This window comes from Bifidobacterium sp. 2450, from assembly GCF_041900695.1.
Taxonomy (GTDB): Bacteria; Actinomycetota; Actinomycetes; order Actinomycetales; family Bifidobacteriaceae; genus Bifidobacterium; species Bifidobacterium longum.
The window spans coordinates 49,158-64,550 of the sequence record NZ_JBHEEA010000002.1; the positions used below are offsets into that span (position 1 = coordinate 49,158).

Here is a 15,393-nt window from a genome sequence, read left to right on the forward strand (position 1 = left end):
CGATCCATGTTCTTCCCTGTTCGTCGGGGCTGTAGCAGTTACCGGTCATCTCGCCGGTGAGCCGTTACCACATTGGATTCATAATCGCTGCACACCACATCATCTCCGGAGGAACCCATGACTGAAAACACCCATGCCGGCCGTCTAATCGTCCTGACTGGCCCCACCGCAGTAGGTAAGGGCACCGTGGAAGCCAAGCTGCGCGCCGACCACCCCGAAGTGTGGGTGTCCGTCTCCGCCACCACGCGTGTCCCGCGCCCCGGCGAGGTTGATGGCGTCAACTACTGGTTCCTCACTGAAGATGAGTTCCTGGCCCGCGAAGCGGCGGGGGAGTTCCTGGAAACTGCAGTGGTGCACGGCATGGCCCATTATGGCACCTTGTTGAAGCCTGTGGAGGAGCGTCTGGCCGCCGGTGTGCCCACGATTCTGGAAATCGACCTGCAGGGCGCCCGCCGCGTCAAGCAGCGCGCCGCCGAACTCGACCTCGAAGTGGTGTACGTGTTCATCGCGCCGCCAAGCTTCGAAGAGCTCAAGCGCCGCCTGATCGGCCGCGGCACCGAAACCGCCGAACAGCAGGCCCGTCGCCTGGAAACCGCCAAAGTGGAGCTCGCCGCCGAAAGCGAATTCGACGTCACCATCGTCAACGAAACCGTTGATCAGGCCGCCGCCGACCTCTGGTCCGTCATCGCCAAGGAATACGGGCTGTAAACTACCGCTTTACCACCAACTGCTGGTGGAGGATTTCGGTGCTGTTTTTGGCCGGCGCCTGCTTCCAGCGGATTGCTTCGGTTTCGTGATGCTCGGTGACGTAATGCCGCATCCATTCGAAGCACTGCTGGGTTTGGATGGCATCGCTTAATGCGCGGTGTTCCTCATTGTCCGCGATGCCGAAGCGTACGATCAGGTCGGCCAGACGGTGATGCCGCTGCGCGGGGAACAGGGCGCGGCTGATCTGCATCGTGTCATAATCCGCGCAGGCAAAGCCGCAGCCGGCGATATGCCGGGTGTTGTAATCCAGGAATCGCAGATCGAAGCTGACGTTATGACCGACGATCGGCTCAACGGCGGGACCGGCAGCCGGGGCAGCGAGCCACGCGATGAATCGGGGAAGCACCTCGCCAATCGGATCGAGGTCGGCCACCATCGCATCGGTGATGCCGGTCAGCGTGGTGATCTGACGCGGAATCGGCCGCAAGGGATTCACCAGCTGCTGGAATTGATCGACGATATGCCCCTCCCGCACGCGCACGGCACCGATTTCCGTGATGGCGCAACTGTTCGGGTAAAAGCCGGTGGTCTCCAGATCCAGCGCCACGTAATCGGTGGGGAAGAGGGCATCGTCCATGGCGATTCGCCCGCCGGCACCATGATTGGGCTGGGATGGTTGGCCGAAAACGGTAATGCCGGAAGTGGTCACGGAGGCTCCTCATATCAGTCGGTGTTCGGTGACTTATTGTACCGGCAGCCCGGTCTGACGGTAAAATTATTCCCTCCCGGATTTTCTCGGATATATTGGTTAGGCGGCCGGCAATTGCGCGGCGCATCGGGAAGGGAGCACAGCTGATGAAACAGATAGTGGCAGGCATCGTGGCGCATGTGGACGCGGGCAAGACCACGCTGTCCGAGGCGCTGCTCTACCGTACCGGTGAGATTCGCAAATTGGGGCGAGTGGATCACGGCGATGCGTTTCTGGACACCAATTCCTTGGAGAAGGCGCGAGGAATCACGATTTTCGCGCACCAGGCATTGGTGGAACACGGCGACCTGCGTCTGACCTTGCTGGATACGCCGGGGCACGTGGACTTCGCAGCCGAAACCGAACGTGTGATGCGTGTGCTTGATTACGCGATTCTTGTGGTCTCCGGCACGGATGGCGTGCAAGGCCATACCGAGACACTATGGCGTCTGCTGGCCAGATACGGTGTGCCGACGTTCATCTTCGTCAACAAGTGCGACGCCGCCGGATTCGCCCGCGAGGCCATTCTGGCACAGTTGCGCAAACGCCTGAGCGATGCGATATATCCGTTGCCGGCAATGGAACAGTCCACTGAGGGCAGCGCGGTACCGTTGGACGCGTTCGCCGAAGACATCGCCACCCTGGACGAGGATGCGATGAACGACTATCTGGAACATGGCGCGCTGTCCGTGGGCAGATTGCGAGCGATGATCGCCGTACGCGAGCTGTTCCCTGTATATTTCGGCTCGGCATTGAAGCTCGAAGGGGTCGAGGAATTCCTGGACGGGCTGGAGACGTTCACCCGCGAACGTGAATGGCCGGCCGCCTTCGCCGCACGCGTGTTCAAAATCGCCCACGACGGCCAGCACAACCGTATGACGTGGCTGCGCGTCACCGGCGGTGCGCTCAAAGCCAAGGAGATCGTCTCTTCATCCTCGTGTTCGGCGTCATCAGCACCGTCGCCGGTACAGGGGGATGATGGCACGGTATGGTCCGAGAAAGTCGATCAGGTGCGCATCTACAATGGCGCCAAATTCGAGACGGTCACCGAGGTGCCTGCCGGATCGGTGTGTGCGGTGACCGGACTGACGCGGACCTTCCCCGGCGAAGGGCTGGGAGCGGAACCGGACGCTGAATCACCGTCACTGCAACCCGTGTTGACCTACACGGTGTTGCCCGCCGGAGCTGAATCCGATACGGCCGGCACCTCGGGAGCGGCCAAACGCGGTGGCGCCGGCCATGACAGCGTGAATCGGGACGATGCCGAGCATGATGCCGCCACATCGGGAACCAGCCGCAATGAGGAGAACGACACTGCCGGCCAAGACGCAGAGACGGACAAGAACTCGCCGGCCCGTCCCCAGTTCGATGATCTGACCTTGCATAAGGTCATCACTGCATTGCGCGAGCTGGAAGACGAAGACCCACTGCTGCATGTGGTCTGGGTGGAGCGGTTGGCCGAGATTCATGTGCAATTGATGGGCGCGGTCCAGCTGGAGATCATCCAGCAGACGCTGCACGACCGGTTCGGGCTGGATGTGTCGTTTGGCCCCGGCTCCATCCTGTACCGCGAGACCATCACCGCGCCGGTCGAAGGTGCGGGTCATTTTGAGCCGCTCCGTCATTATGCCGAAGCTCATATTCTGCTGGAGCCGGGGGAGCCGGGCAGTGGAATCACGGTGACCTCGGCCCTGTCCGAAAACGATTTGGATCGCAATTGGCAACGGCTGATTCTGACCCACCTGACCGAGCGTGAGCATCTCGGTGTGCTCGTTGGCACGCCGCTCACCGATATCAAGATGACTGTGGTGGCTGGCCGCGCGCATCTGAAGCATACCGAAGGCGGCGACTTCCGCCAAGCCACCTATCGTGCGATTCGTCAAGGGCTCATGGAAGCCAGAGCGGGAGTCAGCGGGCGACCTGAGACAACGGTCGAGAGCCGGCCGGACACCACAGGGGAGGGCAACTGCCGACTGCTGGAACCGTGGTACCGGTTCCGGCTCGAAGTGCCCGCAGACATGATCGGCCGTGCCATGAGCGACATCCAGCGCATGGCCGGCACCTTCGAATCCCCGGTCACCGATGGCGAATACGCCGTGATCGAAGGCGAGGCGCCGGTGTCCGAAATGCGCGACTATGCGATGGACGTGAACCAGTACACGCACGGCCATGGCCGCTTCTCCGCCACCTTCGGCGGCTACAAGCCATGCCATGACGCCGAACAGGTCATCGCAGCCGCCGCCTACGATCCCGAAGCCGATCTGGACAATACCCCCGACTCGGTCTTCTGCGCCCACGGTGCCGGCTACCCTGTCAAATGGTACAAGGTCCCCGAATTCGCCCACGTAGACTACGCCATGTGAGGTGGTGACTACCAAATCTGCGGCCGAATGAATCCGTTGGTCTCCAAGAACCGTTGAATATCGCGCATTTCCGGCATATTGATCGAATGGGCCATGCCCGGATACACTTGTTCGGTCAACGTGCCGTGCTCGCGCCAGAACTCACCCATCGCCGTCACATCGGCTTTCGGGAAGATGTCGTCCACAGCGCCATGCCCGTAGAATACGGGCGGCTTCAACGAAGCCAATTCGGCATCGCCCGCAACGGACCCCGGTGCCAGCCATCCAGAGCAGGAGACGGCTGCGGCATATCGCTTCGGATTGAAACGCAGCAGATGCGCGGCCAAGAGGCCGCCCTGCGAGAATCCCATGGCAACCACCGGTCGAGTGGCGGGAATATGCTCCGCAACCCATGCATCAATGGCTTGGGCGGCTTCAGCCGCCTGCTTGTCTAATGATTCGCCCTCCGGCACACCTTCATGCGCCCACGCACCGAACCATGTATATCCCATGCCATAGGCGATGGATGCCTGCAAACTGGCATAATCAGCCGAACCGGCACCGCAATAGTTCAGCAGATCGGGCAAATCGTATTCATTGGAACCCCAGCCGTGCAACAGCACGAACACCGGAGCGGTTTCGGAACCGGTCAGGCGGGTCAGAGCTTTGGTGATCTTCATAGCCTCAGTGTATCCACTGTTTGGGTGACAATAATGCCCTGATGTTCGCCCATCGAGTAACGTCCCATAAGTAATGCGTATAGCGCAGCGGCCGTGCCACGTGTTCTGATACTCTACGATGACACGGCAGGGGACAGGTATGTTCGGCCCCCGAAATCGTACATGGGTGGCTAAGACCGTTTATGCGCAGGAGAAGAAACGAGAAGCAAAGGAAGGAGCGCGCCCGATGACATTCGATTGGTCGTTCGTGCAGCGTTACGCGCCTTTCTTCGTCAACGGCACATTGATGACCTTATTCATATCCGTGTTTGGCATATTGCTTGCCATCGCGGTGGGTCTGGTCTGCGCTGGCGTGGAAATCGCGCGTATCCCGGTCGCCCGGCAAATCGTGAGAATCTACATCGAACTCAGCCGCAATACGCCATTGCTGGTACAGCTGTACTTTCTGTACTTCGGTCTGCCCAAACTCGGCGTAGTATGGTCCGCCGAAACCTGCGCGATAGTCGGCCTTGGATTCTTGGGCGGTTCCTACATGGCCGAGGCAATGCGCGGCGGATTGGAAGCGGTGCCCAACGTGCAGCGCGAAACCGCGTACGTGCTGGGACTGACTTCCACGCAAACCATCACCCGAGTCATTCTGCCGCAAGCAGTGTCCACCGCCATTCCCGGCGTAGTGGCCAATGTGATCTTCCTGTTTAAGGAATCGAGCGTCGTCTCCGCCATTGCGCTCGCCGACGTGATGTACATGGCCAAGGATCTGATCGGCATGTATTACAGCACCTATGAGTCGTTGTTCATGCTGGTCGTGGCCTATCTGGTGATTCTGCTGCCGATTTCCATCTTCGGCACATGGTTGGAGCGGAGATTCGATTATGAGCGGCGCTGAAATACTACTCCAGCCGGGCGTATTCCCACGTCTGTTGCAAGGCCTGTGGGTCACCGTGTGGATAGCCGGCGTATCCGTAGGCGCGTCCATCCCGGTCGGCCTGTTGGTGGGCTGGTTGATGACGCTGAAGAATCCCGTGATCCGGGCCGCGATGCGCATCTACCTCGACTTCATCCGCATTATGCCTCAGCTGGCGTTGCTGTTCCTTGCCTACTACGGTTTTGCTCGATGGTTCGATTGGAATCTCGATGCCACCGGTGCCTGCGTGCTGGTGTTCATCCTGTGGGGAGGCGCCGAGCTGGGCGATCTGGTGCGTGGCGCATTGCAGTCGATTCCCAAAGTGCAGTACGAATCGAGCTACGTACTGGGGTTGAGACCGTGGCAGACCTTCTCTCGGGTGATTCTGCCGCAGGCTGTTCGCCGTATGCTGCCGGCATCCGTAAACTTGGCGACACGTATCGTCAAAACGACATCATTGGCCGTGCTGCTCGGTGTGGTCGAGGTCATCAAGGTCGGCCAGCAGATTATCGACGCGAACCGATTCCAGTTCCCGACCGGAACCTTGTGGATTTATGGCGTGATTTTCTTTATGTACTTCATCGTGTGCTGGCCGCTGTCCATTGTGGCCCGCCGACTGGAAAAGAGGTGGTCGAATGACTGAACCCGAAACGACCTGCAAGGGTTTCGAGGTGAATCATCTGGTCAAACAGTATGCGAATGCCGACAAGCCGGTGCTGGATGGCATCTCCTTCAAGGTGGAGCATGGTTCGGTGCTCGTGGTGCTGGGTCCTTCCGGCTCGGGCAAGTCGACGCTGCTGCGCACCATCGCCGGTCTGGAACCGATTCAGGGCGGCACGATTTCCATCAACGATCAGGTGATCGATGCCGGCAAGCCCGGCACGGAACGAGCCGGACGATCCGACCGGTCCAGTGAACTGCGCACGCGTATCGGCATGGTGTTCCAAAGCTACGATTTGTTCCCGAACAAAACGGTGCTTGGCAACATCACCATGGCGCCGGTGCTCGTGCAGAAACGCGATAAGTCCGAGGTGGAGGCTGAAGCGATCCGGTTGCTTGGCCGCGTGGGACTTGCCGATCGCAAGGACTCTTGTCCGCACGAATTGTCCGGCGGTCAGCGCCAGCGTGTGGCCATTTGCCGTGCGCTGATTCTGCACCCGGAAGTACTGCTGCTCGATGAGATTACGGCGGCTCTCGACCCCGAAATGGTGCGTGAAGTGCTCGACGTGGTGCTCGAACTGGCCAAGTCCGGGCAGACGATGCTTATCGTCACCCACGAAATGCAGTTCGCGCGAGCCATCGCCGACCACATCATCTTGCTGGACGGCGGGCACATCGTCGAGGAATCGTATGATGCGCAGGCGTTCTTCGAACACCCGCAAACCGAACGTGCGCAGCAGTTCCTGCACACCTTCGAATTCGAGTGATTCGATTGTGCCATATCGACGTATTTGAGAAGAAATATCAATAACAACAAGAGAAGGAGAACCCAATGAGTATCAAGGTTGGGAAATCATTCAAAGCACTGATTGCCGCAGGCGCGGCATTGGTAATGGCGGCGTCCATGGCCGCATGCGGTCCGTCGGCAGGCACCCCGAGCGAAGCGAAGTCCTCCGACACGGGCACCAGCTCCAGCGCCAAGGCCCGCAGCCTCGACGAGATCAAGAAGAGCGGCAAGATCAAGATTGCCGTCTTCTCCGACAAGGCGCCATTCGGCTACGTGGACAAGGACGGCAAGTACCAGGGCTATGACGTCTACTTCGCCGAACAGCTGGCCAAGGATCTGGGTGTGGAGTCGGAATACACGTCGGTCGACCCGGCCGCCCGTGTGGACGTGCTCACCTCCAACAAGGTCGATCTGGTGCTCGCCAACTTCACCGTCACCGATGAGCGCAAGGAGAAGGTCGACTTCGCCAAGCCGTACATGAAGGTGGCGCTTGGTGTGGTCTCCCCGGAGAGCGCCCCGATCACCGATGTCAGCCAGCTCGACGGCAAGACCCTGATCATCGCCAAGGGCACCACCGCCGAAACCTGGTTCGAGAAGAACGCGCCGAACGTCAAGCTGCAGAAGTACGACCAGTACGCCGATGCCTACAACGCGCTGCTGGACGGCCGTGGCGACGCCTTCTCCACCGACAACACCGAGGTGCTCGCCTGGGCCAAGTCCAACAAGGGCTTCAAGGTCGGCATCACCCACCTTGGTGACGACGACACCATCGCGCCCGCCGTGCAGAAGGGCAACACCGAACTGCTGAACTTCGTGAACGACGAGATCGTCAAGCTCGGCAAAGACAACTTCTTCCACAAGGATTACCAGGAGACTCTGGAGCCGGCCTACGGCAACGAAGTCAACCCCGATGACATCGTGGTAGAAGGCGGAGAGGTCTGATTATACCCGTCCATAACCAACACATATAGCAACGCCGGCCTTCGGGCCGGCGTTTTGCGTTAAGGTCGTAATCGTGCCGCGCGGGGAACGGCTTCGCGCAGATGACGCAACACTTTAAGGGGGTGCGCAATGACCGGATTCAATACTCAGCTCGTCCACGGACTGCCGGTTGACGATAATAACACCGGAGCTGTGAACCCGCCGATCTACAACTCAACGACATATGCTTTCGAGAGGGTCGACGCGATGCCCCGTTACGACTATGCGCGCAGCGGCAATCCCACACGTGACTTCCTGGAACAGCAGATCGCCCAGCTCGAGCAGGGAACGCGTGGTTTTGCGTTCGCCTCCGGTCTCGCGGCGATTCACGCGGTACTGAGCATTTTCAAGCCCGGCGACCGCATCGTGGTCGGTGACAATATTTATGGCGGATCGTATTCCCAGCTCAATGAGTTCTTCACTCGCTGGGGAATCATCGTCGAGGCCGTCGACACTCAGGACATCGCAGCATTGGAGGCCGCCGTCAAGGGCGACCGCGCGAACGGCATCGCGCCTGCCCAAGCCGTCTACTTTGAAACCCTGACCAATCCTCTACTCAAGGTGAACGACGTGCGCGCCATCTCCACGGTGGCCCACCGTTTCGGGGCGCTTTCGATTGTGGATAACACGTTCGTGACCCCGTATCTGCAGAAGCCGCTTGCTTTGGGTGCCGATGTGGTGATTCACTCCGCCACCAAGTATCTGGCCGGTCATTCTGATGTGAACGCCGGTCTGGTGGTCGTTTCCGGTGAGGATCTGGCGAACCGCGTGTACTTCGCGCAGAACCGTTTGGGTGGTGTGTTGGCTCCTGCTGAGTGCGACGCGGTGCGCCGCGGCATTCAGACGCTGGCCCTTCGCATGAATCGTCAGCAGGAGAATGCCAATGCCATCGCCCGCTACCTGCTGGTGCATCCGCTGGTTAAGGCGGTGCATTACCCGGGTCTGCCCGGCGCAGGCGACCAGCATCTGGCTGCCAAAGGTCTCAAGGGGGCCGGTGGCGTGTTGAGCTTCGAGGTCGTGCCTGGCGTTGATCCGGCTGACGTGCTCAACAACCTGCACCTGTTCCGTCTTGCTGTGTCGTTGGGTGCGGTGGAGTCTCTTGCCGAGCTGCCGTGTCGTATGACGCATTTCGAACTGCCTCGCGAGGAGCGTCTGAAGATCGGCATCACCGATGAATTGGTGCGTCTCGCCGTTGGCATCGAGGACGCCAACGATCTGATCGAAGATCTCGGCCAGGCGTTCGATATCGCTTACGCCCGTTACATCGATCGGCATGCCGACTTCGACGTGTTTCAACAGCTGACTTCGGGGGTGTTTGCCTGATCTAATACTTTTCTGCCTATTTTTTCTATTCCTGGGGAGCGGCGTCGGTTGTGCCACACCGACGCCGCTTTTTTTATGCTCTGGTTCCGCCCCGCTGGCAGAGGGCTGTCGGCGTAGCCGACTGGGGGGTGGTTAAGCGGACCGCCCGCATTATGCCAACCGCGATATCACAGCATCCCCGTTACGATGAATACGGTTTGATAGTGCACCGCGTAAAAGTCAAGCGCGGCGGAACAAAGAAAGGACCCGATATGGCCATCGACGTCTACGGTGCCACATGGTGCGGCGACTGCCGCCAGGCAAAGAACACGCTCGACAAACTGGGCGCGGCATACACTTGGCACAACATCGAGGAAGAGGAAGGTGCCGCCGACCGTGCCGTGGAGATCAGCGGCCAGATGCACATTCCGGTGGTGCGGTACGATGACGGCTCGTTCCAAGTGGAACCCTCTGCAGTGGATATCAAGAACAAGCTGCAGGAGCTGGGGGGACTGACGGACTAGGAATCCGTGGTCTGAGCTGCATAAGGCGTGCGTCATCGATCGGTCTTGATGGCGCACGCCTTATCTGTTTATGTGGATCAGAGAGTAGGGGGCTTACGCTTCGGTGCCCACTACTGTTCCAATTGCTGGGCTTTGACCCCAATGCGATTTCGGTGGTCGGCAAGCATATTGGCAAGCGTAACTTCCCTCATGGAATCCGACATGGCTTTGGCCACTGGAGCATACGTATCTTTGAGAACGTCGTGGATATTCCGAGCCACGGGGCATGTGTGATTCCCGCTCTCGTGGATGCCGATCACATCATCGAGGTTTGTGGATTCCACTGCCTGATAGATATCGAGCAGAGTGATTTCCTTGGGGGTGTGGGCAAGTTCGGCACCGCCGGTTCCGCGTGCCACTGTGATGAGCCCCGCGCGTTTGAGCGCTCCCAAGGCGTTACGAATGCTGACGGCGTTCGTCCCGGTGCTTTCGGAGAGCAGCGCGCTGGTGACGCGCACGCCGCTCTCGGCCGATCCCACGCGATTGGCCTCGCAGATAAAGATGAGGCAGTGGATGGCGACTGAGCATCTGGTGCTGATCTGCATGCGTCCTCCCATCGGCAGTCAATGTAACTATTGACATTACAGCATAACACCGCTATATTTGTTGTAATCTTTGAAATTACAACAGGATCCCGATGTGTGCAGACATAATTCGGGCGAGAGGATTCACTACGAAGGCAGCCCAGATTTATAGTTACGGGGATATCTCGAATGTACAGGTGCACGAAGTACCGAAACCTACACCGGCACCAGGCCAAGTGCTCGTACGTATTCAGGCGGCTGCGGTAAACCCACTTGATCTCCTCAATCTGAGCGAGGCTGTCAAGCTTATCCAGGATTATTCCATGCCGCTGTTCAAACGCGCGCTGTTCGCGCTCGCCGGGGCCAAGCTTGACCGTATGGCACGTAAACAGGGTAAGGAATATCGCTTCATGTTCGTGCGTGCCGATGGTAGCCAGTTGCGCCGCGTGAGCAAGATCGTTGAGCGGCGGAAACTGCGCCCTGTGATTGACTCCCGGTGCTTTGCATTGGATGATGTGCGTGATGCGCTTGAGCTGGTGGCGGCCGGTCATCCGGAGGGCAAAGTTGTTATCCGGATGGAGTGACCGAGCGTCTTTGCGCTGATTGCTGATTTGATATGCGTTATCGCCAGATATGAAAAGAGAACCATGACAACATGTTCCACTTCTTTGAGCAGCATAAAGAGGGCCTGGCGGCAGGAGAGGAAGCGATCAGGGAACTCGATTTGGGCATTGCCGTAATTCATTTCCACCAGACGGCGTTGTCTCTTGGTCTCAGAGGGCACTTCGAGCAGATGATGGACGTGATCGGTGATGTTCCTTCAGACTGGCATTACCACATCAGCTGGGTGATGGAGTGATTGGAGAGAGAGGACCCTCGGCTGGGCCAGCCTGGTTTGGGCAGTCTGGTGGAAGATTGGGGCCGATGAGGGACGGTATGCTGTGTTTTAGCAGAAAGATTATGCTAGCTTCGGAGTGATTTTCTAGGCGGCGCCACTGACTTTCACCTCGTTGGATCTGACTGCTGAGGTTTACCTTTGGCTTCACTTTTGAAGCAGGGTCTGGTATCGTAGGGTGCCGGGCCCTTGCACGCTCATGGGGTCTGTGGATGTGCTAAGAAACAGATTCGGCAGACGAAAACTTAAGTGAACGATACAAGGTGCATCATGTCAGCGTATGGCATAACGTGCCATAGGCAAGCCATATAGCCACGCCTGTGTTCTTCGTAGAGACTCATGTTAAGTTGAGAGCACCATGGAAATGGTTCTGTGGTGAAGCAACCATCAGTACCGAGGGGATGTCGGTGCCGATGATCATTGTATCGGGAAATAAATCATGAAAATCTTTTCTAATAAGAGAACTGTATCTATCTGCATCATCGGTCTGCTAAGCGCCGGAATGTGGATACTACGTCGAACCTGGGTAAGGTGCGAGAGTTCCTGGAAGGGGACTCCCCTTTGATGAGATTGTCTGAAGTCCAACGATTGGTCCGGATGCAATATGTGTCCAAGGAAGTTTCTGAAGCGTTGGTGTCGCAAATTACTAAAGGGTTCGGCATCGATGTCAACATAATCTTTGGAGATATCGACATCGTCGCGGATGCTCCGATAGGGGGCATCGTGGCCATTTTCGATGGTGAACCGGCACAGATTGACGCGGCTTTGAATTATTTGAGGCAGCGTAATATTGCGGCCGAGGTGCTGAAAGAGGGCTAGGCAGCTTGGTGTGTTCCGGCATTCGGCGGATATTCTATAGCCATTGCTTATAAGCGCGCATTGACAATTGCGATACCGATGTGCCGGTGTCGCGTACCATGACTTGCAAGTTCGGGAATAGAGTCGAGCCCGCCACAATAGAGCGGCATGAGGAAGAAGGATTAATGGACGTTGATTTCCGAACGCAAGCCATCCACGCCGGCTACGAGCCGCTGGATAACGGCCGTGCCGCTGTGCCGCCAATCTATGCCTCGGCCGCATTCGACCTGGGTGACGCGGCGCGCGGCGATGCGCTCGCGGGCGGTGACATCGACGGTACCAAACTGTCCAGCTACGTGCCCAACATCGGTGATGCCCGCTCTCTTATCGTCGACCCCGCGCACATCACGCATCGCGAAGTACCGGCCGAAGCGCGTATAGCCGCCGGCGTCAGCGACAACCTGATTCGCCTATCCATAGGTTTGGAAGATGTCAACGACCTGATCGCAGACCTCGATCAGGCCATCGCCGCAGCATACTGATTGGATGCCGCACATTCTTTATAAGAAGCCAGCATGCACACATAGTGAACAGTTGTACACATATGCGTACGATGTCTACCGCTTTGTTTTGAACGCTGATACGATGGAAATCACGAGTCGAGGCCGAGGGCGGTTTCGACGTGGGTGAAGGGAAAACATCATGGCCGTATTCTTTGCTGGTCCGCTGGTTATCATCGTGCTACTCATTGTTCTGCTGAGTGCCGCACTCTTCGTCGTGCCGCAGCAGCAGGCCTACATCATTGAGCGATTCGGCAAGTTCCTTAAGGTGCAGTTCGCAGGTATTCATATCCGCATACCGTTCGTGGACCGCATCGCCATGAAGACGAACATGCGTGTCAACCAGCTTAACGTGCAGCTGGAAACCAAGACTCTTGACAACGTGTTCGTCACCGTGGTGGCCTCCACTCAGTTCCGCGTGAACCCGAACGATGTGGCCACCGCCTACTACGAGTTGCGTGACCCGGCCGGTCAGCTGCGCTCCTACATGGAGGACGCGCTGCGTTCCGCCATCCCTGCACTGTCTTTGGACGATGCCTTTGCCCGCAAGGACGATGTGGCGTTCGACGTGCAGAAGACCGTAGGCGCTGAGATGAGCCGCTTCGGCTTCACCGTGGTCAAGACGCTGATCACCGCCATCGACCCGAGCCCACAGGTCAAGAACGCGATGGACTCCATCAACGCCGCCCAGCGTGAAAAGGAAGCCACCCGTCAACGTGCCGAGGCCCAGCGTATCCAGATCGAGACCCAGGCCGCCGCCGATGCGGAGAAGACTCGCTTGCAGGGTGAGGGCCAGGCCAATTACCGCCGCGAGATCGCCAACGGTATCGTCGACCAGATCAAGAGTCTGCAGGCTGTGGGCATGAACATCAACGACGTGAACAACGTGGTGCTGTTCAACCAGTACCTCGACGTGATGCGCTCGCTGTCCGAATCGAACAACACCAAGACCGTGGTGCTGCCCGCCTCCACGCCCGGCGGCTATCAGGATCTCTACGAGCAGGTCACCAAGGCCATGCTCACCGCTTCCGAGACGAAGTAATCACCCCGTTTGCGAATCCCCATCCATCGATAGTGAAGCCCCTCCAAGCGAGGGGCTTCACTATCGCTATGCCTGAAGGAATGCCGGAATGGCCTCGGCCGCCGCGTATCCCTTGCGATACATCATTTCCAGGCCCTCGAAGTTCTTCTTCAGGGTGTTGAGACCATACAGGTCTTCGGGTGCGAGGATCAGCACTTTGCCTTCCGCCTCGTAATGCCTGGCGAGTTCGAGTTCGTCGTTGTAGGTCTTGTAGCGCATGCGCAGCTTCTCGGCCGCGGCGGGGTGGGAGCGTTTGAGGATGCGGGCCGGAGCCAAATCCTTCTGCTGCTTGCGCACTTCGTCACGCAAGCGGGACAGAATCAGAATCACGCGATCATAGCCGTCATCCAGCGCCTTCTGTACCGGGATCGGATCGGCGATGCCGCCATCGAAATATGGCACACCATCCACCACATACGGCTCGCAGGCCACCGGCACGGCGGACGAAGCCTTGATGATGGCGAAATCATCAAAACGCACGCGCGATTTGTCGAAGTACTTGGTCGAGCCGTCCTTGGCATTGCAGGCCACCACGGTGAACCCGGTCTCATTGGCCTCGAACGCCGCGAAATCCACCGGATTCTCGCCATCGTGATTGCTCAGCGTGCCGTAGATGTAGTCGAGGTTGGCAAAGTTGTGGTTCTTGAAGAAGCTTTCCGCGCTCGCGTACTCCTTGCGGAAGGCGTACTTGGTGTAGAAGGTGTGGTTGCGGCCGTGCTGGCGGGCAATGAATGAGGTCATATTGGCCGCGCCGGCGGAAACGCCGTAGCACATATCCACGTCGATGCCGTCCTCCAGCATGCGGTCCATAACACCACAGCCGAAAATCGCGCGGAACCCGCCGCCGACATCAATCATCGCCGTCTTTGCCATACCAACCCCCTGTTCACTTGAATCTGGTATGAGCTTACGCGTGCTGCACGGACAACGATATGGGCAGTGTGCTGTGAATTTGTCTGGTTCTTCCTTGGCTCCCCTCAGAGAGGGGAGCCAAGAACGGTTCATACGTTCAGCAATTTGCGTGACAACTCGGCAATCCGTTCGGACGGATCGGAATTGGCGAGCTCCACGCCGCCGGTCGCGTCTTCGGGCGCCAGTTTGCCCAGAGACTCCAACACCACGCCCAGATGGCGCACGGTACCCTCATTGCCGTCGATGACAGCAGCCCGTTCGGGCAGCAGCTCGCGGAAGTAGTCGCGGTAGAACACGAAATGCGTGCAGCCCAGCACCACCGAGTCGATATGCTCCATATCGTACTGGTCGAAGTAGCCGTGCAGCGTGCGCATCACCAGGTCATGGTCGCCGAGCCGCCCGGATTCCACAATCTCCACCAAGTCGGGGCAAGGCTCCTTGAAAATCGTGTTGTTGGAATCGAATCGATCCATCAGTTTGGCGAACTTCCGCTCACGCAAGGTCAGGGGAGTGGCCGCCACAATCACCCTCTGGGGAATATGATGCGGGTCGGAAGGCACGTCACCACGGTCGCACGCCACTTTCAGGGCCGGTTCCATGCCGATGATCGGAATATCGTAGTGTTCGCGCAAATCGTTCACCGCGGCGGAAGTGGCGGTGTTGCATGCGATGACCACGGCCTTGACGCCTTGACGCACGAACCGTTCGACAATATCGGAACTCAGGGCCCTCACCTGCTCAGGCGTCTTGATGCCGTACGGGGCGTTGGCCGAATCGCCAAAATACAGCACATGCTCGGCCGGCATATCCTTGGCGATTTGGCGAGCCACGGAAATACCGCCAAGACCCGAATCGAATACGCCGATTGGAGCCGAAGAGCTCATGCCTGAATCCTCCCTATAGCCATGCCTGCAACCGTGTGTTGCCGCGACCGATCACAAAGCCGAT

18 protein-coding genes are annotated in these 15,393 nt (G+C 58.4%); 13 read left to right on the forward strand and 5 right to left on the reverse strand.

Features of this window, described 5'->3' with window-relative positions; translation table 11 throughout:
* Positions 1 to 117: 117 nt before the first annotated feature.
* The gene (gene gmk / locus ACEUKI_RS00775; protein ID WP_144169620.1) at positions 118 to 708 is read left to right on the forward strand and encodes a guanylate kinase; all 591 of its coding nucleotides are present in this window, start codon (positions 118 to 120) and stop codon (positions 706 to 708) included.
* 1 nt (position 709) lies between these two features.
* Here gmk and ACEUKI_RS00780 read toward each other — a convergent pair whose 3' ends face one another.
* Complete coding sequence (locus ACEUKI_RS00780; protein WP_080786100.1) at positions 710 to 1,417, reverse strand: PolC-type DNA polymerase III; 708 nt, start codon at positions 1,415 to 1,417, stop codon at positions 710 to 712.
* Positions 1,418 to 1,563: 146 nt separating this feature from the next.
* On the opposite strand from ACEUKI_RS00780, the gene ACEUKI_RS00785 reads away from it, so the two are divergent.
* The gene (locus tag ACEUKI_RS00785; protein ID WP_374156353.1) at positions 1,564 to 3,819 is read left to right on the forward strand and encodes a GTP-binding protein; all 2,256 of its coding nucleotides are present in this window, start codon (positions 1,564 to 1,566) and stop codon (positions 3,817 to 3,819) included.
* Positions 3,820 to 3,827: 8 nt separating this feature from the next.
* Here ACEUKI_RS00785 and ACEUKI_RS00790 read toward each other — a convergent pair whose 3' ends face one another.
* The gene (locus ACEUKI_RS00790) at positions 3,828 to 4,478 is read right to left on the reverse strand and encodes an alpha/beta hydrolase (RefSeq protein ID WP_115770391.1); all 651 of its coding nucleotides are present in this window, start codon (positions 4,476 to 4,478) and stop codon (positions 3,828 to 3,830) included.
* A gap of 226 nt (positions 4,479 to 4,704) precedes the next feature.
* Here ACEUKI_RS00790 and ACEUKI_RS00795 point away from each other — a divergent pair, with 226 nt between their 5' ends.
* From ACEUKI_RS00795 to ACEUKI_RS00820, 6 genes are all read left to right on the forward strand, one after another.
* Positions 4,705 to 5,364, forward strand: coding sequence for an amino acid ABC transporter permease (locus ACEUKI_RS00795; protein WP_007058318.1), 660 nt, complete (start codon positions 4,705 to 4,707; stop codon positions 5,362 to 5,364).
* Positions 5,351 to 6,025 (forward strand): amino acid ABC transporter permease, encoded by a 675-nt coding sequence (locus ACEUKI_RS00800; RefSeq protein WP_080786102.1) that lies wholly within the window; start codon positions 5,351 to 5,353, stop codon positions 6,023 to 6,025. Before ACEUKI_RS00795 ends, ACEUKI_RS00800 begins: the two co-directional genes overlap by 14 nt.
* Positions 6,018 to 6,809, forward strand: a complete 792-nt coding sequence (locus tag ACEUKI_RS00805; protein ID WP_080786103.1) for an amino acid ABC transporter ATP-binding protein — start codon at positions 6,018 to 6,020, stop codon at positions 6,807 to 6,809. Before ACEUKI_RS00800 ends, ACEUKI_RS00805 begins: the two co-directional genes overlap by 8 nt.
* A gap of 65 nt (positions 6,810 to 6,874) precedes the next feature.
* Positions 6,875 to 7,771 carry a cysteine ABC transporter substrate-binding protein gene (locus tag ACEUKI_RS00810; RefSeq protein WP_080786104.1) on the forward strand — a complete coding sequence of 299 codons (897 nt, stop codon included), beginning with the start codon at positions 6,875 to 6,877 and terminating at the stop codon, positions 7,769 to 7,771.
* A gap of 129 nt (positions 7,772 to 7,900) precedes the next feature.
* A complete protein-coding gene (locus tag ACEUKI_RS00815) occupies positions 7,901 to 9,133 on the forward strand; it encodes a PLP-dependent aspartate aminotransferase family protein (RefSeq protein ID WP_080786105.1) in 1,233 nt (410 codons plus the stop codon).
* A gap of 251 nt (positions 9,134 to 9,384) precedes the next feature.
* Positions 9,385 to 9,636 carry a mycoredoxin gene (locus tag ACEUKI_RS00820; protein ID WP_080786106.1) on the forward strand — a complete coding sequence of 84 codons (252 nt, stop codon included), beginning with the start codon at positions 9,385 to 9,387 and terminating at the stop codon, positions 9,634 to 9,636.
* Positions 9,637 to 9,746: 110 nt separating this feature from the next.
* Here the strand turns inward: ACEUKI_RS00820 and ACEUKI_RS00825 are convergent, their stop codons facing one another.
* A complete protein-coding gene (locus ACEUKI_RS00825; protein WP_080786107.1) occupies positions 9,747 to 10,220 on the reverse strand; it encodes an Rrf2 family transcriptional regulator in 474 nt (157 codons plus the stop codon).
* A 176-nt stretch (positions 10,221 to 10,396) separates the two neighbouring features.
* Here ACEUKI_RS00825 and ACEUKI_RS00830 point away from each other — a divergent pair, with 176 nt between their 5' ends.
* The 5 genes from ACEUKI_RS00830 to ACEUKI_RS00850 all read left to right on the forward strand — a co-directional run bounded on the left by ACEUKI_RS00830 (position 10,397) and on the right by ACEUKI_RS00850 (position 13,494).
* On the forward strand, positions 10,397 to 10,783 hold the full coding sequence (locus tag ACEUKI_RS00830) for a zinc-binding dehydrogenase (protein WP_374156354.1): 387 nt from the start codon (positions 10,397 to 10,399) through the stop codon (positions 10,781 to 10,783).
* Positions 10,784 to 10,854: 71 nt separating this feature from the next.
* Positions 10,855 to 11,058 (forward strand): hypothetical protein, encoded by a 204-nt coding sequence (locus ACEUKI_RS00835; protein ID WP_251847854.1) that lies wholly within the window; start codon positions 10,855 to 10,857, stop codon positions 11,056 to 11,058.
* Between the two features lie 600 nt (positions 11,059 to 11,658).
* Entirely contained in the window at positions 11,659 to 11,913 is a 255-nt protein-coding gene (locus ACEUKI_RS00840; RefSeq protein WP_251847855.1) for an NIL domain-containing protein, read from the forward strand.
* A 164-nt stretch (positions 11,914 to 12,077) separates the two neighbouring features.
* Positions 12,078 to 12,434 (forward strand): PLP-dependent transferase, encoded by a 357-nt coding sequence (locus tag ACEUKI_RS00845; protein WP_251847856.1) that lies wholly within the window; start codon positions 12,078 to 12,080, stop codon positions 12,432 to 12,434.
* A gap of 160 nt (positions 12,435 to 12,594) precedes the next feature.
* Complete coding sequence (locus ACEUKI_RS00850; RefSeq protein WP_251847857.1) at positions 12,595 to 13,494, forward strand: SPFH domain-containing protein; 900 nt, start codon at positions 12,595 to 12,597, stop codon at positions 13,492 to 13,494.
* 66 nt (positions 13,495 to 13,560) lie between these two features.
* Here ACEUKI_RS00850 and ACEUKI_RS00855 read toward each other — a convergent pair whose 3' ends face one another.
* Positions 13,561 to 14,406: a patatin family protein gene (locus tag ACEUKI_RS00855; protein WP_179133353.1), complete on the reverse strand. Its 846-nt coding sequence runs from the start codon at positions 14,404 to 14,406 to the stop codon at positions 13,561 to 13,563.
* Positions 14,407 to 14,534: 128 nt separating this feature from the next.
* Positions 14,535 to 15,329, reverse strand: coding sequence for a glutamate racemase (gene murI, locus ACEUKI_RS00860; protein WP_080784367.1), 795 nt, complete (start codon positions 15,327 to 15,329; stop codon positions 14,535 to 14,537).
* Positions 15,330 to 15,393: the final 64 nt, after the last annotated feature.

What these genes read in the sequence shown, in the direction of transcription:
- gmk (WP_144169620.1), top strand. Translation starts at nt 118, where the DNA reads ATGACTGAAAACACCCATGCCGGCCGTCTAATCGTCCTGACTGGCCCC.
- ACEUKI_RS00785 (WP_374156353.1), top strand. Translation starts at nt 1,564, where the DNA reads ATGAAACAGATAGTGGCAGGCATCGTGGCGCATGTGGACGCGGGCAAG.
- ACEUKI_RS00790 (WP_115770391.1), bottom strand. Translation starts at nt 4,478, where the DNA reads ATGAAGATCACCAAAGCTCTGACCCGCCTGACCGGTTCCGAAACCGCT.
- ACEUKI_RS00795 (WP_007058318.1), top strand. Translation starts at nt 4,705, where the DNA reads ATGACATTCGATTGGTCGTTCGTGCAGCGTTACGCGCCTTTCTTCGTC.
- ACEUKI_RS00800 (WP_080786102.1), top strand. Translation starts at nt 5,351, where the DNA reads ATGAGCGGCGCTGAAATACTACTCCAGCCGGGCGTATTCCCACGTCTG.
- ACEUKI_RS00805 (WP_080786103.1), top strand. Translation starts at nt 6,018, where the DNA reads ATGACTGAACCCGAAACGACCTGCAAGGGTTTCGAGGTGAATCATCTG.
- ACEUKI_RS00810 (WP_080786104.1), top strand. Translation starts at nt 6,875, where the DNA reads ATGAGTATCAAGGTTGGGAAATCATTCAAAGCACTGATTGCCGCAGGC.
- ACEUKI_RS00815 (WP_080786105.1), top strand. Translation starts at nt 7,901, where the DNA reads ATGACCGGATTCAATACTCAGCTCGTCCACGGACTGCCGGTTGACGAT.
- ACEUKI_RS00820 (WP_080786106.1), top strand. Translation starts at nt 9,385, where the DNA reads ATGGCCATCGACGTCTACGGTGCCACATGGTGCGGCGACTGCCGCCAG.
- ACEUKI_RS00825 (WP_080786107.1), bottom strand. Translation starts at nt 10,220, where the DNA reads ATGCAGATCAGCACCAGATGCTCAGTCGCCATCCACTGCCTCATCTTT.
- ACEUKI_RS00835 (WP_251847854.1), top strand. Translation starts at nt 10,855, where the DNA reads ATGTTCCACTTCTTTGAGCAGCATAAAGAGGGCCTGGCGGCAGGAGAG.
- ACEUKI_RS00840 (WP_251847855.1), top strand. Translation starts at nt 11,659, where the DNA reads ATGAGATTGTCTGAAGTCCAACGATTGGTCCGGATGCAATATGTGTCC.
- ACEUKI_RS00845 (WP_251847856.1), top strand. Translation starts at nt 12,078, where the DNA reads ATGGACGTTGATTTCCGAACGCAAGCCATCCACGCCGGCTACGAGCCG.
- ACEUKI_RS00850 (WP_251847857.1), top strand. Translation starts at nt 12,595, where the DNA reads ATGGCCGTATTCTTTGCTGGTCCGCTGGTTATCATCGTGCTACTCATT.
- ACEUKI_RS00855 (WP_179133353.1), bottom strand. Translation starts at nt 14,406, where the DNA reads ATGGCAAAGACGGCGATGATTGATGTCGGCGGCGGGTTCCGCGCGATT.
- murI (WP_080784367.1), bottom strand. Translation starts at nt 15,329, where the DNA reads ATGAGCTCTTCGGCTCCAATCGGCGTATTCGATTCGGGTCTTGGCGGT.